This window comes from Vibrio sp., assembly GCF_047973365.1.
GTDB lineage: Bacteria > Pseudomonadota > Gammaproteobacteria > Enterobacterales > Vibrionaceae > Vibrio.
Window position 1 is genome coordinate 1 of record NZ_JBKEBW010000094.1, and the last position, 24,633, is coordinate 24,633.

23 protein-coding genes are annotated in these 24,633 nt (G+C 43.4%); 7 read left to right on the top strand and 16 right to left on the bottom strand.

From position 1 onward, the window contains the following. A partial coding sequence (locus ACK5MF_RS12670) for a hypothetical protein (RefSeq protein WP_416922761.1) occupies nt 1-219 on the top strand: 219 nt, incomplete at its 5' end. Between the two features lie 88 nt (nt 220-307). Here ACK5MF_RS12670 and ACK5MF_RS12675 read toward each other — a convergent pair. Beyond that, entirely contained in the window at nt 308-559 is a 252-nt protein-coding gene (locus tag ACK5MF_RS12675; protein ID WP_416922763.1) for a hypothetical protein, read from the bottom strand. A gap of 154 nt (nt 560-713) precedes the next feature. Then, complete coding sequence (gene purL, locus ACK5MF_RS12680) at nt 714-4,610, bottom strand: phosphoribosylformylglycinamidine synthase (protein WP_416922765.1); 3,897 nt, start codon at nt 4,608-4,610, stop codon at nt 714-716. 306 nt (nt 4,611-4,916) lie between these two features. Here purL and mltF point away from each other — a divergent pair, with 306 nt between their 5' ends. Together mltF and ACK5MF_RS12690 are read left to right on the top strand one after the other, a co-directional pair. Next, nucleotides 4,917-6,518 (top strand): membrane-bound lytic murein transglycosylase MltF, encoded by a 1,602-nt coding sequence (gene mltF / locus ACK5MF_RS12685; RefSeq protein ID WP_416922767.1) that lies wholly within the window; start codon nt 4,917-4,919, stop codon nt 6,516-6,518. Between the two features lie 196 nt (nt 6,519-6,714). Further along, nucleotides 6,715-6,840: a hypothetical protein gene (locus ACK5MF_RS12690; RefSeq protein WP_281347259.1), complete on the top strand. Its 126-nt coding sequence runs from the start codon at nt 6,715-6,717 to the stop codon at nt 6,838-6,840. 102 nt (nt 6,841-6,942) lie between these two features. Here the strand turns inward: ACK5MF_RS12690 and tadA are convergent, their stop codons facing one another. Next, nucleotides 6,943-7,467: a tRNA adenosine(34) deaminase TadA gene (gene tadA / locus ACK5MF_RS12695; protein ID WP_416922770.1), complete on the bottom strand. Its 525-nt coding sequence runs from the start codon at nt 7,465-7,467 to the stop codon at nt 6,943-6,945. Nucleotides 7,468-7,638: 171 nt separating this feature from the next. Here tadA and ACK5MF_RS12700 point away from each other — a divergent pair, with 171 nt between their 5' ends. Next, on the top strand, nt 7,639-8,772 hold the full coding sequence (locus tag ACK5MF_RS12700) for an S-(hydroxymethyl)glutathione dehydrogenase/class III alcohol dehydrogenase (RefSeq protein WP_416922772.1): 1,134 nt from the start codon (nt 7,639-7,641) through the stop codon (nt 8,770-8,772). A 37-nt stretch (nt 8,773-8,809) separates the two neighbouring features. Further along, entirely contained in the window at nt 8,810-9,658 is an 849-nt protein-coding gene (gene fghA, locus ACK5MF_RS12705) for an S-formylglutathione hydrolase (RefSeq protein ID WP_416922774.1), read from the top strand. Nucleotides 9,659-9,746: 88 nt separating this feature from the next. Here the strand turns inward: fghA and ACK5MF_RS12710 are convergent, their stop codons facing one another. From ACK5MF_RS12710 to ACK5MF_RS12725, 4 genes are read right to left on the bottom strand one after another with little or no spacing between them, the layout of a single operon-like run. Continuing rightward, nucleotides 9,747-10,169, bottom strand: a complete 423-nt coding sequence (locus ACK5MF_RS12710) for a type IV pilus modification PilV family protein (RefSeq protein ID WP_416922776.1) — start codon at nt 10,167-10,169, stop codon at nt 9,747-9,749. Next, on the bottom strand, nt 10,159-11,397 hold the full coding sequence (locus ACK5MF_RS12715; protein ID WP_416922778.1) for a hypothetical protein: 1,239 nt from the start codon (nt 11,395-11,397) through the stop codon (nt 10,159-10,161). The genes ACK5MF_RS12710 and ACK5MF_RS12715 overlap by 11 nt, the downstream gene beginning before the upstream one ends. After that, a complete protein-coding gene (locus ACK5MF_RS12720; protein WP_416922780.1) occupies nt 11,394-12,023 on the bottom strand; it encodes a PilW family protein in 630 nt (209 codons plus the stop codon). The genes ACK5MF_RS12715 and ACK5MF_RS12720 overlap by 4 nt, the downstream gene beginning before the upstream one ends. Further along, nucleotides 12,001-12,510 carry a GspH/FimT family pseudopilin gene (locus ACK5MF_RS12725; RefSeq protein WP_416922782.1) on the bottom strand — a complete coding sequence of 170 codons (510 nt, stop codon included), beginning with the start codon at nt 12,508-12,510 and terminating at the stop codon, nt 12,001-12,003. The genes ACK5MF_RS12720 and ACK5MF_RS12725 overlap by 23 nt, the downstream gene beginning before the upstream one ends. 96 nt (nt 12,511-12,606) lie before the next feature. Between ACK5MF_RS12725 and ACK5MF_RS12730 the strand changes: the two genes are divergently transcribed. Next, complete coding sequence (locus tag ACK5MF_RS12730) at nt 12,607-13,047, top strand: type IV pilin protein (RefSeq protein WP_416922804.1); 441 nt, start codon at nt 12,607-12,609, stop codon at nt 13,045-13,047. Between the two features lie 44 nt (nt 13,048-13,091). Here the strand turns inward: ACK5MF_RS12730 and ACK5MF_RS12735 are convergent, their stop codons facing one another. From ACK5MF_RS12735 to ACK5MF_RS12770, 8 genes are read right to left on the bottom strand one after another with little or no spacing between them, the layout of a single operon-like run. After that, nucleotides 13,092-14,915, bottom strand: a complete 1,824-nt coding sequence (locus tag ACK5MF_RS12735) for a DUF2264 domain-containing protein (RefSeq protein WP_416922784.1) — start codon at nt 14,913-14,915, stop codon at nt 13,092-13,094. A 10-nt stretch (nt 14,916-14,925) separates the two neighbouring features. Next, nucleotides 14,926-16,743: a heparinase II/III domain-containing protein gene (locus tag ACK5MF_RS12740; RefSeq protein ID WP_416922786.1), complete on the bottom strand. Its 1,818-nt coding sequence runs from the start codon at nt 16,741-16,743 to the stop codon at nt 14,926-14,928. A 46-nt stretch (nt 16,744-16,789) separates the two neighbouring features. After that, nucleotides 16,790-18,052 (bottom strand): extracellular solute-binding protein, encoded by a 1,263-nt coding sequence (locus ACK5MF_RS12745; protein WP_416922788.1) that lies wholly within the window; start codon nt 18,050-18,052, stop codon nt 16,790-16,792. Then, a complete protein-coding gene (locus tag ACK5MF_RS12750; protein WP_416922790.1) occupies nt 18,042-18,677 on the bottom strand; it encodes a hypothetical protein in 636 nt (211 codons plus the stop codon). The genes ACK5MF_RS12745 and ACK5MF_RS12750 overlap by 11 nt, the downstream gene beginning before the upstream one ends. Before the next feature lie 13 nt (nt 18,678-18,690). After that, complete coding sequence (locus tag ACK5MF_RS12755) at nt 18,691-19,806, bottom strand: ABC transporter ATP-binding protein (RefSeq protein WP_416922792.1); 1,116 nt, start codon at nt 19,804-19,806, stop codon at nt 18,691-18,693. Between the two features lie 13 nt (nt 19,807-19,819). Continuing rightward, on the bottom strand, nt 19,820-20,974 hold the full coding sequence (locus ACK5MF_RS12760) for a glycoside hydrolase family 88 protein (protein ID WP_416922794.1): 1,155 nt from the start codon (nt 20,972-20,974) through the stop codon (nt 19,820-19,822). Nucleotides 20,975-20,978: 4 nt separating this feature from the next. After that, the gene (locus tag ACK5MF_RS12765; protein WP_416922796.1) at nt 20,979-21,821 is read right to left on the bottom strand and encodes a carbohydrate ABC transporter permease; all 843 of its coding nucleotides are present in this window, start codon (nt 21,819-21,821) and stop codon (nt 20,979-20,981) included. Nucleotides 21,822-21,825: 4 nt separating this feature from the next. Further along, complete coding sequence (locus ACK5MF_RS12770) at nt 21,826-22,758, bottom strand: carbohydrate ABC transporter permease (RefSeq protein WP_416922798.1); 933 nt, start codon at nt 22,756-22,758, stop codon at nt 21,826-21,828. A 406-nt stretch (nt 22,759-23,164) separates the two neighbouring features. On the opposite strand from ACK5MF_RS12770, the gene ACK5MF_RS12775 reads away from it, so the two are divergent. Further along, a complete protein-coding gene (locus tag ACK5MF_RS12775; RefSeq protein WP_416922800.1) occupies nt 23,165-24,229 on the top strand; it encodes a LacI family DNA-binding transcriptional regulator in 1,065 nt (354 codons plus the stop codon). A 65-nt stretch (nt 24,230-24,294) separates the two neighbouring features. Here the strand turns inward: ACK5MF_RS12775 and ACK5MF_RS12780 are convergent. Further along, the coding region (locus ACK5MF_RS12780; protein WP_416922802.1) for a DnaJ C-terminal domain-containing protein at nt 24,295-24,633 on the bottom strand (339 nt) is incomplete at its 5' end.

The window sequence follows — 24,633 nt, forward strand, 5'->3', positions numbered from 1 at the left end:
GTGACTTTCAACAGATGTTTTAAAGAGTATGTTTTTCTAAGAGCTGAAACGGTTAACGCTTTTTCTTTGTTCGACGAAATCGCTGCTGCTTCAACTCCTCGAGCTTTTTTAAGACAGCGTTCTCCGCACGTAAATACGCCAGTTCTTCTTTTAACTCTTCCAGGGTCATCTCATCATCAGATTTGGGTGGCGTTTGCGGGGAGTTCTTCATTGGAATAATCGCTCTTTTATGTTTCTCCAAACCAATAATGCCTTGCTTTTCATATTTTCGGAGCCAACTCGTTAACGTCGTAGGGAAAGAGAGGTTTTACACCGCGCTAGTGTGTCTGACAGACCAGCCCTTTGTCGACAATAATTGCAACGCTTCAAGCTTAGCTTCCGCACTAAGAGAATGGCCATCAATTAAAAATGACTTTGAACCATGCATAGTGAAAACATGAGCCCAATAACGAACATGTTTTGTTGGGACAGAATATTTTTCAGCGAGCTCTCGAGGAGTGGAGCCATCAAGATACTTTTTAGCTACTTTGAACTTTAACTCGCGACTGTATTTGGACATAAATAAAAGACCCCCAATAATTGGTTGTCCAACTATTGGGGGTCACTTCACCCCGTGGGAACGATAAACAACAACAACAAACAAAAAACGCAAACCCAAGGGTTTGCGTTTTTAATTATCTGAAATTTAGTAGCTTTAATTCACAGCTCTGCAATTAACCTAAGTTCTTGCGAGCGTTTTGGAACATACGCATCCAAGCACCGTTTTCACCCCAGCTATCTGGATGCCATGAGTTCGCCACTGTGCGGAATACACGCTCAGGGTGAGGCATCATAATGGTTACACGGCCATCAGCAGTTGTTAAACCAGTGATTGCGTTTGGCGAACCATTCGGGTTATTCGGGTATTGTTGTGTTGGGTTACCGAAGTTATCAACAAAACGAACCGCTACTGTACCTGAGTTCTCGATGGCAGCAAGGTGTGCTTCATCACGAACTTCTACACGACCTTCACCGTGAGACACTGCGATAGGCATACGAGAGCCAGCCATACCGTCGAAGAATACAGAATCCGATTTCTGAACCTCTACCAAGCTAAAGCGAGCTTCAAAACGTTCAGATTCGTTACGAACGAAACGAGGCCATAAGTCAGCACCTGGGATCAGATCTTTCAGGTTAGAAAGCATCTGACAGCCATTACACACACCTAGAGAGAAGGTATCTTCACGGTTGAAGAAGGTTTCAAACTGGTCACGGGCTTGTGCATTAAATAGCACTGACTTCGCCCAACCTTCACCGGCACCCAGTACGTCACCGTAAGAGAAGCCACCACAAGCCACAAGGCCTTGATACTCTTCCAATACAGCCTGACCGGTCAGGATATCGCTCATATGGATATCGGTGGCTTCAAAGCCTGCACGGTCAAACGCTGCCGCCATTTCAACATGTGAGTTAACACCCTGCTCACGCAGAATTGCCATCTTAGGCTTAGCACCTTTGGCAATGTAAGGCGCTGCTACATCTTGGTCAGTATCGAAGCTGAGTTTCACATTCAGACCCGGGTCTGAGTTGTCTTTCTTCGCTGCAAACTCTTGGTTTGCACACGTTGGGTTGTCACGTAGCGCTTGCATTTTGTGCGTCATTTCAGCCCAGATAGTACGAAGTTCTGTTCTTGAACGGTCGACCAATACTGTGTTACCAAAAGTGATCACTAGCTTGTCTGAAGCTTCTACTGCGCCAATAACATGTGAACATGCAGCTAAACCGTTATCTGCTAGTGTTGCCAGTACAGATTCAAGTTCATCATTCTTAACTTGAACCACAGCGCCCAATTCTTCGTTGAACAGTGCTGCCAGAGTATCTTCACCTAGAGCTTCGATGTTTACTTGCACACCACAGTGACCTGCGAATGCCATCTCAGCAAGAGTCACAAATAGACCGCCGTCGCCTTTATCGTGGTAGGCAACCAACTTATCGTTGCTGACTAGGTTTTGAATAGCGTTGAAGAAACCTTTTAGTTGCTCGGCGTTATCTACATCAGCAGGCTTATCACCTAATTGCTTGTAAACCTGCGCCAGTGCCGTGGCACCTAGACGGTTTTTACCGTTACCTAGGTCAATTAGTACTAGGTTTGATTCGCCTAAATCTGTACGTAGCTGAGGTGTTACTGTCTTACGAACGTCTTCTACACGTGAGAATGCCGTGATGATCAATGAAAGTGGAGAAGTCACTTCTTTGTCTTCGCCATTTTCGTTCCACTTAGTCTTCATCGACATTGAGTCTTTACCCACAGGAATAGTCAGACCAAGTGCAGGACATAACTCTTCACCAACTGCTTTCACAGCTTCGTAAAGACCCGCATCTTCACCAGGGTGACCCGCTGGAGACATCCAGTTTGCAGATAGTTTGATACGTTTGATATCACCGATTTCCGTTGCAGCGATGTTAGTGATTGCCTCACCAACCGCTAGACGAGCAGACGCACCGAAATCGAGTAGTGCAACAGGTGTACGCTCACCCATTGACATCACTTCTCCGTGATAAGTGTCGTAACTTGCCGCTGTTACTGCACAGTTCGCCACAGGGATCTGCCAAGGACCAACCATTTGGTCGCGAGCCACAAGACCCGTTACGCTGCGGTCACCAATGGTGATCAAGAATGTTTTCTCGGCAACGGCTGGTAGACGAAGAACACGTTCAATGGCATCACCCAGTTCAATACCTGAACGATCAATCGCTGGGCTGTTCACCTTCGCTGTTTTCGCATCACGGTGCATTTTAGGTGTTTTACCTAACAGGATATCCATTGGCATATCGATCGGCGTGTTGTCGAAGTGAGTATCTTCCAGCTTCAGTTCACGCTCTTCAGTCGCGATACCTACTACGGTGTATGGAGCACGCTCACGCTTACAGATAGCATCGAACGCTGCCATATTTTCTGGCGCAACAGCCAATACATAACGTTCCTGAGATTCGTTACACCAAATTTCCAGCGGGCTCATTCCCGGCTCATCATTTGGCACATCACGAAGTTGGAAAATGCCGCCACGCTCGCCGTCATCCACAAGTTCTGGCAGTGCGTTAGAGATACCGCCCGCGCCCACATCGTGGATGAAAGCAATTGGGTTTGCTTCACCGAGCTGCCAACAACGGTCGATAACTTCCTGACAACGACGCTCCATCTCAGGGTTTTCGCGTTGTACCGAAGCAAAATCTAGATCTTCGGCAGACTGACCAGAAGCCATTGAAGAAGCTGCACCGCCACCAAGACCGATGTTCATTGCCGGGCCACCAAGCACGATCAGGCTTGCACCGACTGGAATTTCTTTCTTCTGTACGTGTTCATCACGGATGTTACCTAAACCACCAGCGATCATGATTGGCTTGTGGTAACCACGGATCTCTTCACCGGCGTGAGAAGTCACTTTCTCTTCGTAGGTGCGGAAGTAGCCAAGAAGGTTCGGACGACCGAATTCGTTGTTAAATGCTGCGCCACCTAATGGGCCTTCAAGCATAATATCCAGTGCGTTAACGATACGACCCGGCTTACCGAAGTCCGTTTCCCAAGGCTGTACAAAGTTTGGAATACGAAGGTTAGAAGTTGTAAAACCGACTAAGCCAGCTTTCGGTTTACCACCAATACCCGTTGCGCCTTCATCACGGATTTCACCGCCTGAGCCTGTTGAAGCACCCGGCCATGGAGAAATAGCGGTTGGGTGGTTATGAGTTTCCACCTTCATCAGAATATGCGCTTTCTCGTGATTGTAGCCATACTGACGAGTCTCTGGGTTCGGGAAGAAACGACCGACTTCAGAGCCTTCCATGACCGCAGCGTTATCTTTATATGCCGACAGAACGTAATCTGGAGTCAGTTCCATGGTGTTCTTGATCATCTTGAACAGAGATTTGTCTTGCTTAACACCGTCGATGGTCCAATCTGCGTTGAAGATCTTATGACGACAATGCTCCGAGTTTGCTTGTGCAAACATCATGAGTTCGATGTCTGTTGGATTACGCCCAAGTTTAGTGACGAAACTTTCAACCAGATAGTCGATTTCGTCTTCAGCTAGTGCAAGACCAAGGGTAACGTTTGCTTGCTCAAGCGCTTTACGACCGCCTGAAAGTAGATCGACGTATGCCACTGGTGCAGGCTCTGCTGATTTGAATAGTGCTTCAGCTTGTTCAAACTCAGTGAACACCACTTCCATCATACGATCGTGAATCAATGCATTAATGCTTGAGATTTGGTCAGCAGAAAGTTCACCTTCAGACTCAATGTAGTAAGCCGTACCACGCTCTAGTCGCTTAACATTTGCTAGGCCACAGTTGTGCGCAATATCTGTTGCTTTAGAAGACCAAGGAGAAATAGTACCCGGGCGAGGAGTAACAAGAAGAAGCAAACCTTGCGGTTCGTGCTCTTGAATGGTTGGACCGTAAGTCAGTAACTTTTCAAGCTTTTCGATTTCACTGCCGTCCAAATCCGCTTTGAGATCAGCAAAGTGCATGAACTCTGCGTAGATACCTGTCACCGGTAAGTTTTGTTCACGACACGTCTCGAGTAGTTTATTAACACGAAACTCAGAAAGAGCTGGGGAACCACGCAAAATTCTCATGTGCAAAGGTCTCTATATCCATTGATTGAGGTGTAATTGGCATAAATTCATCTAATTATCAGTACGTTAAACTAACAACTTTGAACTTATGCCGATTTCATCTCTTTGATGCGAGCGCATTATAGAGGATTTTTTTTTGTGACGTAACACCAAAAGCAACCGTTTGCGTCATTTTTTTTATTAATTTTGAGTTTCACCTCGTTTGAACAATTTTCAAACACGACACGCGGAGTAACACGCTAGCACTTTGCCATCCGAGCAGCCTTTGATATAAAGGCACTAATTGATGTTAGAGATTTCGAATTAATGACTAAGCTTTTTTATCATTCACTCAGCCGTGGCCTATCTCTATTTTTACTGACTTTATTAGTTAGCGGCTGCCAAATTGATTCCGATCCCAAAAGTGAACTAGACCAAATCCGTGAACGCGGAGTCTTGCGCGTGGGAACGCTAAATAACCAACTGTCTTACTACATAGGTCCTGATGGCCCTTCTGGGTTGGATTATGAGTTAGCCAGAGAATTCGCGGCACAACTAAACGTAAAACTTGAGATGAAGCCCGCGTATCGCCTCTCAGGTCTGTTCCCTGCGCTAAAAAATGGTGAGATCGATATCATTGCCGCAGGACTAAGTCAGTCAGAAGAACGACTGAAAGATTACCGCGCAGGTCCCGCTTACTACTACGTGTCTCAACAGGTAGTTTATAAAAAGGGACAATGGCGTCCACGCAATATCCAGCAGTTAATGGAAAAGCAACAAGAGCTGGAAAATCAGCAGATACCGGAAAACAAGAATGAAGGACAGCCTATTTTTAGTGTGGTTGATGATTCTCATTTTGAAACAACGCTCAACGGACTAAAGAAAGATTACCCTGATTTTGATTTTCATATTGATACCAATTCAGACGTAAACGATCTGCTCAAAAGCGTTTCCGAAGGTTCATTGCTGTTTACTATGGCTGATTCAGTAGAAGTATCACTTTCTCAGCGTATTTATCCGGATCTCGCTTCTGCATTCGAAGTGACCGAAGACCAACCTATTTCATGGTTTATGCGTCGTTCACAAGATGAAAGTCTGTACGCAATGATGATCGAATTCTTTGGTGAACTAAAACAATCTGGATCGTTGGCATCACTCGAAGAAAAGTACATTGGTCATATTGGCACTTTTGACTACGTAGATACCCGCGCCTTTATCCGTGCGCTTGATAATCGCTTACCGAAATGGGCTCCACTATTTCAAAAATATTCAGATGAATTTGACTGGCGCTTGATTGCGGCACTGGCGTATCAAGAGTCTCACTGGAACCCAAGAGCCAAATCACCAACAGGTGTTCGTGGCATGATGATGCTGACTTTACCAACAGCCAAAAGTGTTGAAGTGTCGAACCGTCTTGACCCTGAACAGTCGGTGCGAGGCGGTGTAGAGTACTTGCGCAGAATGGTGGCTCAAGTGCCCGATTCCATTTCTGATCACGAAAAGATCTGGTTTGCCCTCGCCTCTTACAACGTGGGTTATGGCCATATGATGGATGCGCGTCGACTCACCAAATTACAGGGCAGTGATCCGGATACTTGGGCAGAAGTAAAAGACAGGCTGCCTTTGTTACGGCAGAAGAAATATTTCTCGAAGACCATTTATGGTTATGCCCGTGGTGATGAGGCGAGAAACTATGTTGAGAACATTCGCCGCTATTATCAAAGTATCATCGGCCATTTAGAGCAACAGAAAGTGGTTAGCGTCGAATCAGGCACCGATGACATCACGGTGATTCATTTACCAGAAGAGGATAACAGTGACGAAAGTACGCTTGATGAGTCTATTAATGATTCACAAAATGATGAAGGGAGCTTAGATTCTGAGCAAATAGAATCGGCAAGCGATAACCCTGCATCAATTCAACAATAAACACTTGATTTTTTTCTTCGGAACCCATAAATAGATATGTGCATCCGCACTTACTCTACAAATAAAAACAAGTAGGAGTCGGATACATAAAAACGTCAAATAAGTTTGCTAATGTGTAAATTTGACAGTTTGGCGCCCTAATTGGATGAATAATTGGGGTTTGTTGTGATAGTTAGTACTGAAAGGGGGATGTTTTATGCTTAAACGTAGGCCTAAACTCCTTAGCAAAGCAGTATCAGCTAACCGCCGTCGCCGTATGCTAGCCAATACTAAAAAGAAAGTGCTAGCACGTCACCGAGCGTATGTACATTTGGAAGATTAGTACTCGTTACAAGCTGATATTTTAGGGAGCAAACATCTACGCCCGTAGATGTTTGCCAAAATACCCACCACACAAAATACCCACCACAATTGATATCTATTCTTATTCGATTTGTTGATCTTGCTTTTGTCGATCTTTCATTGCTTTGATTTCTTTACGGCGACGTTTAAAGAACGCTTGCAGCTGTTCGCGACATTCGTCTTCCAGCAATCCCTTCTCAATGGTTGCGTAATGGTAAGCCGCGGGACTATCAAAGATGTTCATGACTGTACCCGCCGCCCCTGCTTTAAGATCAGGTGCACCATAGACAATGCGCTTTACGCGACTGTGTAGCAAAGCCCCTGCGCACATAGGGCAAGGTTCGAGAGTGACATACAAAGTGGTATCGAGTAATCGATAGTTCTGTAAGTGCTTTCCCGCTTCACGTAACACCTGAATTTCAGCATGAGCTGTCGCATCATGGCTGGCAATTGACCGATTCCAACCTTGGGCAATGATTTCTCCATCTTTAACCAATACTGCACCTACAGGAACTTCGCCTTGCTCTTCAGCTTTAGCCGCTAAAGCTATGGCTTGGCGCATAAAGTATTCGTCTTGTTGAGTAAATTCCGTTTGTGGCTCAGTCATTATGTTCTGCTCTTTGCTTTTTTAACCCCAGCATTATACCGCAAGTTAATACTATATCCTGTCAAGCAACCTCCCTTTCATTTCCAATCGTTGAGAACCTTCTATACTATAAGGCTTGTTCAGAGGGGCAAAAAGATCTCTCATTACTCAAGCCTAAAAAAGGATTCGCTCATGTCACAAGACAAATTCATAAAATCACGCGCAGCCGTTGCGTGGGGACCAAACCAGCCACTTAAAATTGAAGAAGTGGATGTGATGCTTCCTCGTAAAGGTGAAGTTTTAGTACGTATTGTGGCAACCGGTGTTTGTCATACAGATGCGTTTACTCTCTCTGGTGAAGATCCAGAAGGCGTATTCCCTTCTATTCTTGGTCACGAAGGTGGTGGTATTGTTGAGATGGTCGGTGAAGGTGTCACTTCTGTCGAAGTTGGCGACCACGTGATTCCTCTTTACACCGCAGAGTGTGGTGAGTGTAAATTCTGTAAATCAGGAAAAACCAACCTATGCCAAGCGGTTCGTGCAACACAAGGTAAAGGTTTAATGCCTGACGGTACGACTCGCTTTTATAAAGATGGTCAGCCTATTTTTCACTACATGGGGTGCTCTACCTTCTCTGAATACACAGTACTGCCTGAAATTTCTCTTGCGAAAGTGAATAAAGAAGCACCACTTGAAGAAATCTGCTTGTTAGGTTGCGGTGTCACAACGGGTATGGGCGCGGTAATCAACACAGCTAAAGTGAAGAAAGGCGACACTGTCGCTATCTTTGGTTTAGGCGGTATCGGTCTTTCAGCGATTATCGGTGCTCGCATGGCTGGCGCAAGCCGCATTATAGGTATCGATATCAACGAGAAGAAATTCGATTTAGCGAAACAGCTAGGTGCGACAGACTGTATCAATCCACAACATTTCGATAAGCCAATTCAGGAAGTGATTGTTGAGATGACTGACGGCGGCGTGGATTTCTCCTTTGAGTGTATCGGTAACGTCAACGTGATGCGTCAAGCACTTGAATGTTGCCATAAAGGCTGGGGCGAATCCGTTATCATTGGTGTCGCGGGTGCAGGTCAAGAGATCTCAACGCGTCCATTCCAATTGGTCACTGGCCGTGTTTGGCGCGGTAGTGCATTTGGTGGCGTTAAAGGTCGTTCACAACTTCCGGGTATTGTTGAGCAATACCTTGCTGGCGAATTTGGTCTGCAAGAGTTCATCACTCACACCATGCCATTAGAAGAGATCAACGAAGCGTTTGAACTTATGCATGCCGGTGAAAGTATTCGTTCTGTTGTTCACTTTGATAAATAAGAACTTCAGCGAATAGAATCAGCATATAGGACGAAGAATGAGTTTAATTAATCATAGCCAAGCAAAAGTTTTCGATGGATGGCACAAGCAATACATTCATCAATCCCGCGCGCTTAATTGTGAAATGCGCTTTGCTATTTATCTGCCGTTAGAAGCGACCGAAGATAACCCTGTACCTGTGCTGTATTGGTTATCAGGTCTCACCTGTACAGATGAAAACTTTATGCAGAAAGCGGGCGCTTTCAAAAAAGCCGCAGAGTTAGGGATTGCGATTGTCGCTCCAGATACCAGCCCTAGAGGTGAAGGTGTTCCTGATGATCCGGAAGAAGCTTACGATTTTGGCCTCGGTGCAGGTTTTTATCTCAACGCTACTCAAGAACCTTGGCAAGAGCATTATCAGATGTACAGCTACATTGTTGATGAACTACCACAGCTCATTGAAGCGCATTTCCCTGTCAGTAAGCGCAAGTCGATTTCTGGTCATAGTATGGGTGGGCATGGTGCACTAATGATCGGTATTAAAAACCCAACAGCCTATTCGTCTATTTCAGCGTTTAGTCCGATTTGTCATCCAATGGCGGTGCCTTGGGGACAAAAGGCATTTCGTAACTACTTAGGTGAAGATAAAACTCAGTGGCAACAATACGATGCGGTTGAACTAATGAAAAGCCACTTAGTAACCACACCAATGTTGGTTGATCAAGGTAATGCAGACAGCTTTTTAAGCGAACAGCTAAAGCCTGAGACGCTGCAATCTGCCGCCACCGAAGCAAAAGCCGATTTGACGTTACGTATTCAACCTGGGTATGACCACAGTTACTACTTCATCCAGACGTTTATCGATGAGCATCTAGAATTTCACGCTAAATATCTCAAAGCAGAGTAACAGCCAACCTAAAAATAAAGCTCGCAATGCGGGCTTTTTGCATGCTTCGAATATTTGCATGCTTCGACTAAGAGTCACTCCAGCTCAACTATTGCGAACCAAACTCACTAAACTTAGAAATCATCGTTTGTAAGTTCACGGCGTGTTTATTGCCATGCCTATCCAACCAAGAAGCTTCTATATCTACCGTTTTAAGACTTCCCGATAAACTGTTCGGTGTAGTGACCGTCCAGCTTAATGTATAAAAACGCCCCGCTTGTTCAGTACCAGAAACAATATCACTGTCATAGGAAGCTACCGCAAACGATGCATCAGGAGAAAGCGCTCCTCGGGTTCTAAACCATTCCAATTTCTGCTCAGCTAGATTTAAAGCTTTAATACTGTGTAAAGCGAAATCAGCCCTCTGCTCAATATAGGATTGCAGTTTGATCAGCCCCAAAACACTTACACCGATTAATAGAAAAGTGATCATCACTTCAATTAAACTGAAACCTTGCTCTTTAGTTCGCATACCAAGATCCTTGTCGCCATCTGGGAGTATTGATATTGGTTTGGATACTATCAATGACATCATTGTTGAATTGAAAATCTAGTGAGTCATAAAACACTGCCGCTTGTCCCGGAGTGTCAAAATACTGCCCACCAGCAAACGTAAAAGCCCCATGCTGATAGTAAGATGTCTTAATGCGATACGACTCTTCAACAACACTTGGTACATGATTTAAGAAGCGATTGGCTTCAAACCCTTGCCAGAGTTTCGGGTTGGCAACAAACTCAGTGTTGAAGTGAAACATCACACCTTTAAATGGTTGTGTTGTCGCTCCACTACTCGGTTTTCCCATCAATGACAATAGTCCATCGTGAACCAGTAATAACACACCGTCCGTCATCGCTGTGGTATTAACTAACTCGTTGTATTCAGAGCGCTTAATTTCGCAGCCGCCTTCAATCCACAAATAGTGTTTTCCAGAACGAATATGATTAGTAATTACTTTGCCACAGTTAGGTACCACCTTCGGTAAACCATGCCCATTGATAACGGTAATCTGCTGTTTATTCTTCACTTTATTATGTTCTGCCGCAGGAATACCAAAAAACTGTTCAAACAAGGATAAGTTTTCATCACGAACGAAATCTCTCCCAAGATGTCCCCATGATGCCCCCAAAGACTTATGAGCAGGAGAGCACTCTTTACCTTGGGAGTTAAAACTTTCATAAGGTTTCTTACCGTGAATTACCCCTTTGTTATCAACCACTGACGCATAAAGCCGATTTCGATAACGCAATGCGACACACTCCCAGCCATGGCGTGAAAGCTTTCCGGGATCCGGCGTTGAAAAAGAGGCACTTGAATAAAAAAACAAGTCAGCACTTGACTGCATTGCCCCTGATTTTGTTTCACTACTCAGCAAAATATCTTTCTGAACAGTGCTATGATTAGCTACTGCAATAATTCGTTGACCGTAGGAGCGAGGAATAAACTGAGCCATGACACCCTGCCCTGAATCACAATCAGTCACCACCGAAGGTACTTTATTATCTGACCGAAACTGAGAATAAGCACACTCGATCGCCCCTTCGGCTAACCAATGATTTTGTCTTGTCTTCACCTCATTTTGTGAACGTTTAATCTGATAGAAAAGACTCTTGTACGACCCCAATGTGACTACCAGTGCCAGCATTAATAACATCGAGGTAATCATTAACGTTGCAATACCTTGCTGGTAAATTTGTTTCATTGCCAATTCCTCTGCTTAACCTTAATTTCCAGGCTTTGGCTAGTGTTAGCATCTTTCGTTAACTCCGCTGATAAACGTACCGTTAACAGCGCACTCTTTGCTTGATTTTCAAGTACCTGGCGGTGAATAGAGAAATCGGTTACCTGAATCTGATGCGGGTCGAACAATGAGTAACAGTTACCCATCACACCCGAAGTAGCGACTACTGCTATGCTTAGTGGTGTTAGGTTGCTTTTTTCACACAGTAGTAAGCGGGATGCATAAGAATCGTATTTATAAATCACGTGAAGATACTCAGGAGCTAAGCTAGAAGTAATTTTGTAAACGTAGCCCAACATCTGATTACTACTGCCAATATGTATCACCTCGCTTGAATCTGAAAACATCGCTGATTTAGCAATATCGCCTTCAAAACCGGCTCGTTGAACATCTTCTTTCATTTGCTGAATTGCGCTAGTCATATTCTGCAACAACATGATCTGTTTACTCTTTTCAGCAGAAGAACGCTGAGTAGCAATAAAAACACCACCGACAATAACTAATGAGATACTTGCCATTAAAGCGGCGACCAATAACTCGACTAGCGAACTACCTAATACATATTTACTCGCACTTCGGATAACCATATAACGCCTCAGCTTCGCTACAAACAATGATTCGACTAGCACCGAAAGAGCTTTTTAGTAGTAGTTCATTTCCGGTTGAAAATACGAAAGACAACCCCAAATGACCGTTGGTGATTTTCCCTCGGACACCATCAAATTTGATTTGATTGGAGCTATACCCCGACGAAATAACAACATCGCGATATTTTTCGCCACTCATCAACTGAATCGTCTGCCCTTGATTATTTTGCTCAGAGTCCGTTAAGCGTATTTCCCATAGTTCAGGCCTAGCGGGATCACTCGATAAACCAATATGAGCCCAAAGATCTTGGTTACGAAATACGGCTTCTGATTTGGCTTGAATAAGAAATCCCTGCAACTCAGAAGCTAAATTTATGATTTTTTGTTTTTGTTGATAGCGATATAAATTCGGTGCCACAAAAGCTAGCAGTACCGTCATTATAGAAATGGTGATAATCATCTCTAATAAAGTGAACCCGCGAAGCATTTCCCAAATTCCTCTGTAAGTCTTGTAAATAGTCTGAATCAACTTGCAATGATAGTAACAGCTACCAAAAATGGCATGGGTTGATATGGAGAAGTAATAGACATGATTCGTACAAATGACTGCAAGATCGTCGCGAATAAGCACCAAGGTTTGACATTCATCGAATTAATTTTCGTTGTCGCCATCATTGGGATTTTAGGCGCTATCGCCTACCCCAATTACAGTGATTACATCAGAAAAGGTCATCGAAAGCAGGCAATGTCAGATATGGCTAAATTGCAACTTTATTTAGAAGAGAACTACAACAATGGCTACTCTTACGGAGTTGTACTGATAAACGGAATATGTGGCAATTTTTGTGAAGTGGATAGCGATAGATATGAGATATCAGCAACCGTCAGCCAAACGGGCTATTTGATTACTGCCACACCAAAGGCAACAGAAGGGCAAAATAAAGACACTTGCTTAGATAAAACTTATGACAAGTTAACTCTTTCCCATACAGGTGAAAATTTACCGGCTGTTTGTTGGTTATAATCTCAAAGAGCCAAGAAGGCCAAACCTTCTTGGCATAGCTTGAACTAAATTTTGATAGTTTTCGTTTCGTTCAAATGAACAATCTCAATTTCTTGCCCATTAAAACTCAGTGTCGGAACTTCGATATGCGCACTACTTTTTCCAGCAAATATCGCAGAAGCTATCCACTGACGACCAACATGAATATCGTGCGTTGAGACTGGAATATATGTCTGTTCAGGATAAAGGATATTGGAATTGGGTGGAGTGGTAACGCACTGGATATCCTTAGCGCCATTTAGTAAATCAACCACTTGTGACTCTAACTCTTCCGTTACTACACGGCATTGAGTCTGCGACGATTCAATCACTGATTGAGGCAGCTTTTTGATAGAAAAGCCTCCTTCTACAGCCTCCAATTCTCGCTCACTATCAATACAATGCAGACGGATGTGCCAGTCAGAACAAGGAATTAACCATGTCTTTATTGCAACGTTTTTCCATGGTCGCCACGTTGAGACTATATATTGATCCATTACGTCAACAGACTCACACTCTCGGCGACCGCGGTAATAACCGTCACCTTCACTGAGCAGCAACATAGAATCACAGGCGTTGTGTTTAAGCTGATAGCGACCACGCTCAAGCGTAAATCCAAATTGATTGGAATAGGCAAACTTTGTGTATTTCGACTCAGTATTCACATAATTGTTGAGTTCTAGCTGACCAGACGTCAGCATCCACACATGCTTTGACTCATCACTGTGGGTAATGATCTGATTTGCATGAGGAAGAATATGTATTCCGCTCATTGCAGGCAAAGCCTTCTCTTCGGCTTGCCAGAAAGGATGTTCTTCCCCAAGAGCGACCACCAAAAATACTTTCGCCGCCCAATAGGTTGAGCCGGGCGCATTATAATCTTCAGCCATGATTAAATTGGAATAGTGGTAGCCAATTGTCAGTAAACCTTGATGATCAAAAATAGGCTGTTTAAACCAAAATCGCAGATGACGCAGTAGTAACCCTTTCACCACTCCAAGATCGTAGATATCTTCATCAATAAAAGCAACCGCGCTCCAAAATGCAGCTTCAGCAAATCGATAGGTTAAGCTGCGTCCGAATGCGATAGCGTCCCCATCTTTTGCAAACATCCATATAAAATCGTTAGCAAACAGTTTTGCTCGCTCAACAAACAGAGCAGAACGTGCTGGGTCATGAGATTTCATCAGTTTGGCGTAAAACAGACTATAGAAATGGAATCCCATAGAGATGTAATAATCTCTTGGTCGACCAATACCATCACAATACCAACCGTCTGCTAGGTAATACTCTTCAATTTTGGCAAAGTGAAAATCTAGGCTCTTCTGATCGTAAGGCTTACCCGATAGCTGAAAACCTATCTGCACCATAATTGGAAAGAAATGCCAGTTATTATCAGGAATAGCCGCCCAAGCCGATTGCTCTAACCAAGTCTGGACATTGTTTGCTTCTGATTCGCTAAAGTGCTTCCAAAAACCTTCCCCCAACAGAGCCATTCCGTAACCATAAACCGCCATCTCAACGGCTCGTTGATCAAAATCGTTTATCTCTCCCCAATATTGAGGGTGATTTGGATCTGTACCGACTCGTACTGCATCAAAGTAATGGTCAACGTTAGAGCTATTAAAGTCACCAGAAAGCAGAGGAACCCCCCCCCATAATAGGCGCGAAAAGGCTTCCATCTCAGCGATTTTCTTTCCGTAATGTGTGGTGGTTTCACCTAAAGATAATCCACTGCATCCGGCAGTAAAAAAAGGATCCACAGCTTTAAGAAGTTCTTGGCAGCAAGCGGCTAAATCGTTGCGAGTTGCTAATGGATTATTGCTCAGAAATTGTTGAGTTTTGCTCATAATTTTTCTCTTAAAAAATACGCCAACTGAACTTAGGATTTTCTGTTTTTACTCTTGCTCGATATAAATTCTCAGGCCAACACTGCCTCAATCGGGCGTCATCAATATCCACGGTATCAATGTCGACACGGATAGATTGATCAAACTGAATTTGAGAGCTTCCAACTAAAATGTGCTTGTCAAAGACTTGAGGGAAGGAAGAAAAAATCAGTGAAAGCACCATTTCACTACCACCTTCAACCTGCTCTTCAACCTGAATGTACTGCCCTTTAACATGAGTGACTTTGCGTCGATAAGATTTGAGATTTGCCTCTGGTGGATAAGCATTGGACAGTTCCATAGCAATAGAGCTCACCTGAGGTGAAAACTCGACATTGACATCCGTTGCAGCGAAATTTTTACCGTTGTTTTGCATCACGGCTGAAAACGTTGGTAAGTTGTGCCAAGCACTTTGCATGGTCCATATCTCGTAACGTCGCTCAGAAAAAGTCTTTTTGGTATAAGAGCCCACACCAATATCAATCAAAATTGGTTTGCCCGCTTTATAAACAATGATGTTGCCGACATCGTTGTGATTGTGGCTATCTGCGTTATGCCCAGCTTTGACACTCAAAGCAAAGCTCTTATCCCGCGAGATAAACTGACCAATGCTTGGATAATATACGTCCGGATTAACACGCTCTTGTTCAGATAGTGACTGTTGGATTCGGGCATTCATCGCCTGCGCAAAGAATGCACCTTGTAGCTGATAATAGAGGCTGTATTCGTTTGCCAAACGGCTCTTTCCGCTGTTATTCACACTTCTTTGCCAGTCATCCAATGCGTGCTGAATCAATACAGGAGAGTCTGTTGCAATACCAAATAAATACTCTCTGACATCACAGGAGTCTATCCGCGGAGCACTGTCTGCAAAGTTAAAATACAACTGCTCGCTAATATGGTTATTGGTGATGAAATTCGCCATGTTTTTAACTTTCGTTTCTTGAAAAACATTGAGATAAAAACCATCACTCACCTGATTCAAAATATCGATGCAGTTGAAAAAGCACAATCCTGCATGTCGGTAATAGACCACACCTTCGTTGCATGCACCGTCATCACCATAATCCTTCAAAAAACAGTTCAGAGCGTATACTGCTTTCTCAATCGCTTTTTGTTTCACCTCTTGTGAATGAGGAAGAACAAAGAAAGCCAGCAAGACATTCTGCGTGCACCACGGCGTCCAGTTACACATAGATTCATCGCCATTTCCCATCCACCAAAAATGAGAATCAAGGAAAGGCTCAACAATCCGTTTAGTCACTTCAAGATTGAGTCTCTCTAACACAAAGGGATATTGATGTTGTAGATCGGCTTGAAGTAAATAGTGCACCAGTGACAGCAATGCGCCAGTTTCTGCGGCAAATAGATCAATAACAGAGCGGGTAGTATCTGGGAATGGGTACAAAGTTGAGTCACGAACATATCCGTTATGAGCAGGTAACTGCCAGCCCGACTCTTCGCATATCAAGATAATGCCATCAACAATCTGAGCCAATAATCTCTCGTCGGGAGAGAGACAATAGCCGAGCGTTAAATCAATAAGCTTTTCTCGACGCTGAAAATATTTGGTTTCAAAATTCACTCGATTTCCCGACTGTGAAAAAGCCAGATAATCCGATGCAAATAACTGTGTCCACGCCGATTCGTGAGCTTTAGCCAAATTCGTTTCAATCACTGACTGAACCCAAGACGGTAAAGCTTGCCACGCATTTCTGTCGTCGCAAGCTGGAAAAGGAGTCAGTGATGAAAGAGTTCGAGCGTTAGTAAACGCTTGTACCAGTTCCATTGTCATTCCTAAAAGCAGAGCCACGCAGAACGTGGCTCATTTCAGATTAATTAAGTACTTGTGCGACGTCTTTGTTAAGCATCTTCAACGCATCATCAATGCTTTCACTTTCTGTCATGATTGCATCGTGTGTACGGTTTAAAATTACTTCAATACGTGGTGTTAAAGAGTCAACAGGCATTTCTAGGTAAGTTTTGCCAATTTCAAGTGCTGCTAGACTCTTCGCATCTTTAGGAAAACCGTCACGGCTAGCCGAAATTTTCAAGATCTCAGCATCTTGGTTTGCAGGAAAACCACCCGCTTTGGCTACAGCGAGCGCACCGTTGTGGCTTGCTGCGAACTTGATGAAATCTAATGCTGCCTCTTGCTTATCTGAGTTTACGTTAACTGCAAGACTGGTTACCGTCGCCGCTGTTGTACCTGCTTCAACACCTTTAGGGTGTGGCATTTTCACAATGCCCCATTCACTTGCTTTACTCTCACCGCTTTTAACTTTCGAAATTTGGTTGGAAATAAACCAAGATCCCATTGGAAGCATTGCAACCGTAGCGTTAAACCAAGGGCCTGAGTAGTGAGTACTGGTTGCTTTTAAAGAAGCGTAACGAGGAACAGTGCCCTCTTGTTGCAATTTCAGAACACGCTCGTAGTAAGGTTTCAGGAACGAGTAGTCTTTGCTGATCAACGTCTGTTTGCCATCAAACAAAGAAGGAAGTTGAACAGTTGAGCGCCAAGTGTGGTAGTAAGCGCCGTAGTTTTTGTTCGCACCAAAACCGCTAGTGACTTTCTCCGCTAACGCATCAAATTCTTCTAGAGTCATATCATTGCTTGGATAAGGTGTATTCGTCTTATCAAACAATGCTTTGTTGTAATAAAGCACCCAAAAATCTAGGCGGATTGGCAGTGCATAAAGTTTGCCGTCAACAGTGAATTCGTCAATCAAGCCTTGATAAGTAGCGTTATTTTTTAATTCGTCTGTTGGTGCACTTGTCATGTCTACCACGTTGTTTGAACGAATTAGGTCTGTGTACCCCGGAACATCTTTAACGGTCACGATATCTATGTTCTTCGCGCCACCAGAGAGCTGAGTCATCAGCATAGAGTTGTAATCCGCACTACCTAAATCAACGGAGTTAACTTTCACATTTGGGTGCGCTTTCATGTAAGCATCTGCAATAGCGTTGAGTTCTACGCCGCTTGATACATCCCAACGAGCCCAGTTCAGGGTAATCGGGTCATCAGCAGCTTGAACTACACCGCCTACGGATAACAGAGATGTCAGGCAGAGTGTTGTAAGTTTTTTATTTAACATGACAAGTTCCTTCTATTTCTCGCTTTTTGGATTTATTTATCGTGTTAGCTATAAACAGCAAACACAGAGGAGGCATGATTGAAGTAATAAATAAGATAGATAAGGGAAACATCGCAACGGCAATTAATACAAATAAGCCAACGATTATGTTTATTTTTATAATTAGCGACGGTTTACCCATTTGTTTCAGCAAGGATTGTTTTAGTGTCTGTAAGTTACCCTCCTCCGGCTTCTTATTCAGGTATATAAAGATTGTTGCAACCCACATAGCAAACACGAGTACAGAGACAGTCAAAGGCAGGCTGTAAATCGTGGCATGTTGTGTAAGTTGAAAGTAGATGTAGCTGCTGTAGGCAGGGATGCCGCTAGTAATCATCATCGCCCATAGGAAAGCGCAATCTCTGATGCTGACCTTTTTGAAATGCCACTTAAAGTCAGCGTACACAGACACGCTTTTATCCTGAACCATCCTTTCGCATATTTTGTATACAGCAATCAAACTGGCAGGAATAGTCACAACCAGCATCATTGAAATAAGCATCAGTATATTCAGAACAAATAAATTCCACAGCTCGCGAAAAATAACGGCAAGTATAGAATTGTTGTCTTTAAATATACGAAGCATGGTATTCCTTAGCTTATAAATGCATTAACGACTGAGTCGTTTTTTCGTTAAACAAATGAGCGTGTGTCATATCGACATATAAGGTTAACTTGTCGCCCACTTTGGCATGCAAACGTGAAGTGATTTTTGCCACCATCTTGTGCCCTTTACAGGTCAGGCTAAGATGCACTTCTGAGCCCATAGGTTCAGCCAGATCCACTTCAAACTCCATAGGCGTAATAAAACTCTCGTCGATATCTTTTGGCGCTTTGACGTAGATATCCTCAGGGCGAATCCCTAGTACTAACTCTTCATTCAATTGAGCATCCAAGGTTTGCTCAGAGAAGCGTTTTGGCAACGCCAGTGTTGTTCCAAGAGCCGAGGCTTTAAAATCGCTGCCATCCAGTAGCAGTTTTGCAGAGATGAAGTTCATTTGTGGTGCGCCGATAAAGCCCGCAACAAAGATATTGGCAGGGTTATCGTAAAGCACTTGTGGCGTGTCAACCTGCTGGATAATGCCATCTTTCATGACCACAATTCGGTCAGCCATGGTCATCGCTTCAACCTGATCATGAGTCACATAGATAAAGGTTGAATTAAGGCGTTTATGTAGCTTACTGATTTCAGCACGCATAGTGCCACGCAGTTTGGCGTCAAGGTTCGATAAAGGCTCATCCAGCAAAAATACTTCTGGATCACGAACCATTGCTCGACCTAAAGCCACACGCTGACGTTGACCGCCAGACAAAGCTTTCGGTTTACGGTTAAGCAGGTGGGTGATATCGAGTATGTCAGCCGCTTCTTGAACTTTCTCTTCGATGATATCTCTATCGACTTTACGCAGCTCTAAACCAAACGCCATGTTTTGGTATACCGTCATGTGCGGATAAAGCGCGTAGTTCTGGAAGACCATCGCGATGTCGCGATCTTTTGACGGCACATCGTTGACGAGCTTCCCGCCAATCATCAGCTCACCGCTGGAAATGTCTTCTAAGCCCGCAATCATACGTAATGTCGTTGATTTACCGCAGCCGGAAGGACCAACTAGGATGATGAACTCTTTATCTTTAATTTCTAAGTCGATGCTTGGAACAACAACATGTTTGTCGTCATAAGTCTTATTAATTTTATGTAGTGATATAGCAGCCATGTCTCTGTTCCTTTTACCAATACGGGTTCCAGTTGGTGGTCAAACGTGTCAATGCTTCAAGGTAGAAGTAATCTCCCCAAGAGACACACTCATCAACCCCCTCTTCAGTACAGGTGTTATAAGGACTTTTCTTCGAATAGGTTCCGTGTAGCAACAAACCGTTCGACTGTGTCGCGTCTGTTACTGCGTAATTGTCGATTAAGCTTTGAATCATAGAGCAAGCAATCGCTCGGTATTCTTTCGCTTTACCCTCTTCAACCAGATCCGCCATTTCCAACAGACCACAAGCAGTAATAGCGGCAGAAGAAGAATCTCTTGGTTCGCTGCTTCCGTCAGTAAAAGTCAGATCCCAATACGGAATTTGATCTTCTGGCAAAAACTCCAAATACACCTTCAGCACTCGCTCAAACACATCGAGATACTTTTCATCTTTGGTGTAACGGTACGCCAGAGCGAAACCGTAAATACCCCACGCTTGCCCACGAGCCCAGGTTGAATCGTCTTTATAACCTTGGCATGCAGAGCCATAAGATGGAGCGCCTGTTTCCATATCCATAAAGAAGGTATGGTAGGTAGAGCCGTCTTCACGCACTGAGTTTTGGTAGGTGGTTTCCGTGTGCTTCAGTGCAATATCAAGGTAGTTTTTGTCACCCGTTTGGTCGTAAGCCCAGTACAGCAAAGGCACATTCATCAAACAGTCAATAATATAGCGATAGTTGTCCGGCGCATTTTTCTCACCCCAAGCCTGAATGAATTCACCCACAGGCTGGTATCGGGAGCACAGTTGATCAGCAGCCAACAGAGCAGCTTTTTTCGCATCTTCATCTTTGGTGAGCATCCACGCTGCAACACACGATGGGGTATACAAGAAGCCCATATCATGGTGTTCAACTTCGATTAGGTTTTCGATACGGTGCTTGAAGCTCTGAACCTGAATCTGCGCTGCATATTTGAAAATTGGATCGTGCGTCAACTCATAGCTTAACCAGATAGCTCCCGGCCAAAAGCCAGTTGTCCAAAGGTTGTTATCACATGCTTTATAAAAGTTGTTTTCACTCGAGTGGAACTGGCTGTCATAGGTGAACTGCTTGAGATTTCCTTTGACGATAGAAACAGCCTGCGTGATCGCGTTATTCAGACTCTGCTCTGAAAGTGTTTTGATATTCATTTAGTTAACCTTTTAAGCCTGATGAAGCGATACCCTCTACGAAGAAACGCTGTAGAGTTAAGAAAACAATCAGTACGGGAATTAAGCTCACAACTGATGCTGCCATGATCAGGCCGTACTCTGCTGAGTATTGAGAGATAAACATACGTAGACCTATCTGAATGGTTTTAAGCTTGGTTTCCGTCAGATAAATCATTGGTCCTAAGAAGTCGTTCCACGTTGAGACGAATGTAAAGATAGTCAGGGTCGACAATGCAGGTTTAGAAAGTGGCAGCATGATTTTGTACCAAATCTGGTACTCGTTCATGCCGTCAATTCTCGCCGCTTCACACAACTCGTCCGGAATGCTCATGTAGAACTGACGCATCAGAAACACACCGAAAGCGGTAAATGCTTGTAAACAGATGATCGCTGCGTGGGTATTGTTCAGCCCAATCTCCCTCATCATGATGAACTGAGGAACCATGTAAGAGATCCAAGGGACACTGATGGTCGCGACATAGCCAAGGAACAATGCATCGCGATACGGAAAACGCAATTTGGCAAAGGCATAGGCTGCGAAACTTGATGTCAGCAACTGAAGAATCGTTACGATTACGGTTAATTTAGCAGTGTTGTAGATAAACAAAGCCAGTGGGATTTGATCCCAAATATCAACAAAGTTTTGCCATCGTGGTACTGATGGAATCCACTCAATCGGGAATACGAACACATCCCTACTGAGTTTCAGAGAAGCAGACAACATCCAGATAAATGGAATGATCATTACAAGCGTAATAGCAATGATGACTGCATAGAGAACAAACTTCTTAATTGTTTCCTGCTTAGTTTTAGATTGCATTTTCATCTTATTACTCTTCGTACTTCTTGGCGTATTTGAATTGAATAATGGTCACGATAAGCACTAGTAAGAACAGAACAATTGCAATCGCTGATGAGTAACCTAAACGCCAGCTTACAAATGCTTCGTTGTACAGGTGGTAGCCCAATACCATGGTTGAGCTGCCCGGACCGCCCTGAGTAAGAAGTAATACATGATCAAACACTTTAAAGGATTGAATCATCAGCATTACTGAAACGAAAAATGTGGTGGGGGTAAGTTGAGGTACTGTGATTCTGATGAACTTCTGCCAGCTATTAGCACCATCGATATCGGCCGCTTCATACAATTCAGAGTTGATACCCTGTAAACCTGCCAAATAGATCACCATGTAGTAACCCATATTTTTCCAAACACCGAATAGGATGATGGTTGGCATAGCCCAGTCTTTATCTGCTGACCAGCCAGGCAGGTTTTGCGGATCAACACCTGAGTTGTAAAGCAGCATATTGACCGGCCCCATATCAGGGTTGAAGACCATGTTCCATACCACTGCTACTGCCACCAGCGATGCCACATATGGGAAGAACATTGCGGTTCTGAACAAACCTCGTCCTTTGATTTTTTGATTGAGCAGTACTGCGATAGCGAGCGCCGAAACTAAAGTAAGAGGAACAGAAAACAGCGTATAAACAATCGTATTCCAGAGTGAAATTTTAAAAATACGGTCTTCTAATAACGCAAAGAAATTATCAAGCCCAACGAACTCCATAGGATTAGAACCATCCCAGTTCATGAAAGCTAATAAGAAGGCGAATCCAATAGGTCCGAGCGTAAATATTGCAAAGCCTAAAAAGTTTGGAGCAATAAAAGAATATGCGGTAAGCATATCTCTCACTTTGCGATTCTTTCTAGCTTTTGCTTTTTCAGGATTTATTTTCACGGCCAGTGCTTGATCAGACATAGATAAACTCAATCTACTGAAATGAATTTATGTTTATTCAATCTAATAAATAAACGGCTAATTACGATTATCTCCATAATCAAATCTATTATTCGGTATCAGTAACGATAAAAATGAGAGTACGATCAACTTACACATGGAAAAACAGGTAAATGTAAAATTTACACATAAACTAATCTTTATACGTAAATAATGAAAACCGTAAAATCAATTTAAACCATTGTTTTTAATGAAAAAATCAAAAAGATCATTACATGTAAAAATATTCACATTTTATTTTTAAGGCTAAAATTAAATTAGATTGTGATCGAATATGCGAATTACCACTATCGATGTAAAAATTACTTCTCACTCCAAAATAACTGTGTTCAGATAAAAAGAAATTACAGATCGAATAAATTTTGCCATGAAGCCTACCCTAGAAAACGTTGCCAAATTAGCGAACACCTCTATTGCGACCGTATCACGAGCGTTAAATGACAGTGGATACGTGAGTGACGATCTGAAATTAAAGGTGGAACAAGCCGTCAAGCAATTGGGCTATAAAAGAAAGGTCTATAAATCCCTTCCGCTTTCAACATTGAGCAAAATTGTTGTTATTACTAATGATGATTTTTCTAATCCAAATAGTTTTTATTATGCGGTTTTGTCCGGATTGAAATTCGAAGCTGAGCGACTGGAAATAGAAATTGAAGTAGTACTAATCGACAGTCTTGGAGAAAACAAAGAAGCACTTGAAGAGCAATTTGAAGGCGCTGACGCGGTGATTATGGTCGGGATGGAAAATCCTAACTTGCTAGATGTACTGAAATCTATCGGCAAACCTGTACAGATTATCAATGGCAGTGACCCTTCAATGCAGTTCTCAAGTATTTCACCTGACTATGAATACGGTGGCTACTTAGCCGGTCAATACCTGTTAGAAGCTGGCAACAGGAATAACTGCATCATCACAGTTAACTTTCGCCAGTCGTTAACCGACCGACAATTAGGCTTTCAGCGAGCACACCGACAAATAGACATTCACCCAGAGCGAAGTTGTAAAGTGATCGATCTGGTCGAATATGCGAAAAAGCATGACCCAGAGCTGCATGACAAAATCATTCATGGCACTGCAGGCGGAGATTTTGGCGCAAAATATCTGCTACCGAAAATCATTGATGATGGTCTGCTTAATAATATTGATGGGGTTTTCTGCATCTGTGATTTGATGGCAATATCTCTCATGCAGACATTAAAGAGTAAGAAAATGGCGGATATATCGATCATCGGCTTTGACGATTTACCAATATCTTCTCTGGTTACGCCACAACTTACGACAATCCGCTCTAACTACTATGATTTAGCCAAACAAGGTTTAGCTATGCTTATCAGTAAGCAAGCACACAGCACCATTAGTGGAATCCGTTCTTACATGGCGGTGGAGTTAATTGAACGTAATTCCGTCTATCCGCAAAAACACACTCAATAACCCCAGATTTTACATACAAATAAGGCCAGCAATGCTGGCCTTATCTTTATATCGAGTCACTAAGATTAGCTGGTTAGATCATCGAAGAACTTCTTAACACCGTTGAAGAAACCTTCTGATTTTGGTTTGTGCTTTTGACCCGCTTCGCCACCGAAAGAGTCTTCCAGTTCACGTAACAGTTCTTTTTGACGAGAGCTGAGTTTTACCGGTGTTTCTACCACCAGCTTCACGAGTAAGTCACCCATTGCGCCACCACGTACACTCTTCACGCCTTTACCACGCATACGGAACATACGGCCTGTTTGCGTCTCTTCTGGCACTTTAAGGTTGACACGACCATCAAGGGTTGGGACTTCAACTTCACCGCCAAGGGCTGCCATAGCAAAGCTTACAGGCACTTCACA

Coding starts and splice junctions, on each gene's coding strand:
- ACK5MF_RS12675 (WP_416922763.1), bottom strand. CDS start 559: ATGTCCAAATACAGTCGCGAGTTAAAGTTCAAAGTAGCTAAAAAGTAT.
- ACK5MF_RS12770 (WP_416922798.1), bottom strand. CDS start 22,758: ATGTCTGATCAAGCACTGGCCGTGAAAATAAATCCTGAAAAAGCAAAA.
- ACK5MF_RS12775 (WP_416922800.1), top strand. CDS start 23,165: ATGAAGCCTACCCTAGAAAACGTTGCCAAATTAGCGAACACCTCTATT.
- ACK5MF_RS12690 (WP_281347259.1), top strand. CDS start 6,715: ATGCTTAAACGTAGGCCTAAACTCCTTAGCAAAGCAGTATCAGCTAAC.
- ACK5MF_RS12710 (WP_416922776.1), bottom strand. CDS start 10,169: ATGCGAACTAAAGAGCAAGGTTTCAGTTTAATTGAAGTGATGATCACT.
- ACK5MF_RS12725 (WP_416922782.1), bottom strand. CDS start 12,510: ATGCTTCGCGGGTTCACTTTATTAGAGATGATTATCACCATTTCTATA.
- ACK5MF_RS12715 (WP_416922778.1), bottom strand. CDS start 11,397: ATGAAACAAATTTACCAGCAAGGTATTGCAACGTTAATGATTACCTCG.
- ACK5MF_RS12720 (WP_416922780.1), bottom strand. CDS start 12,023: ATGGTTATCCGAAGTGCGAGTAAATATGTATTAGGTAGTTCGCTAGTC.
- ACK5MF_RS12755 (WP_416922792.1), bottom strand. CDS start 19,806: ATGGCTGCTATATCACTACATAAAATTAATAAGACTTATGACGACAAA.
- purL (WP_416922765.1), bottom strand. CDS start 4,610: ATGAGAATTTTGCGTGGTTCCCCAGCTCTTTCTGAGTTTCGTGTTAAT.
- ACK5MF_RS12740 (WP_416922786.1), bottom strand. CDS start 16,743: ATGGAACTGGTACAAGCGTTTACTAACGCTCGAACTCTTTCATCACTG.
- ACK5MF_RS12760 (WP_416922794.1), bottom strand. CDS start 20,974: ATGAATATCAAAACACTTTCAGAGCAGAGTCTGAATAACGCGATCACG.
- ACK5MF_RS12735 (WP_416922784.1), bottom strand. CDS start 14,915: ATGAGCAAAACTCAACAATTTCTGAGCAATAATCCATTAGCAACTCGC.
- fghA (WP_416922774.1), top strand. CDS start 8,810: ATGAGTTTAATTAATCATAGCCAAGCAAAAGTTTTCGATGGATGGCAC.
- ACK5MF_RS12745 (WP_416922788.1), bottom strand. CDS start 18,052: ATGTTAAATAAAAAACTTACAACACTCTGCCTGACATCTCTGTTATCC.
- ACK5MF_RS12700 (WP_416922772.1), top strand. CDS start 7,639: ATGTCACAAGACAAATTCATAAAATCACGCGCAGCCGTTGCGTGGGGA.
- tadA (WP_416922770.1), bottom strand. CDS start 7,467: ATGACTGAGCCACAAACGGAATTTACTCAACAAGACGAATACTTTATG.
- ACK5MF_RS12765 (WP_416922796.1), bottom strand. CDS start 21,821: ATGAAAATGCAATCTAAAACTAAGCAGGAAACAATTAAGAAGTTTGTT.
- mltF (WP_416922767.1), top strand. CDS start 4,917: ATGACTAAGCTTTTTTATCATTCACTCAGCCGTGGCCTATCTCTATTT.
- ACK5MF_RS12750 (WP_416922790.1), bottom strand. CDS start 18,677: ATGCTTCGTATATTTAAAGACAACAATTCTATACTTGCCGTTATTTTT.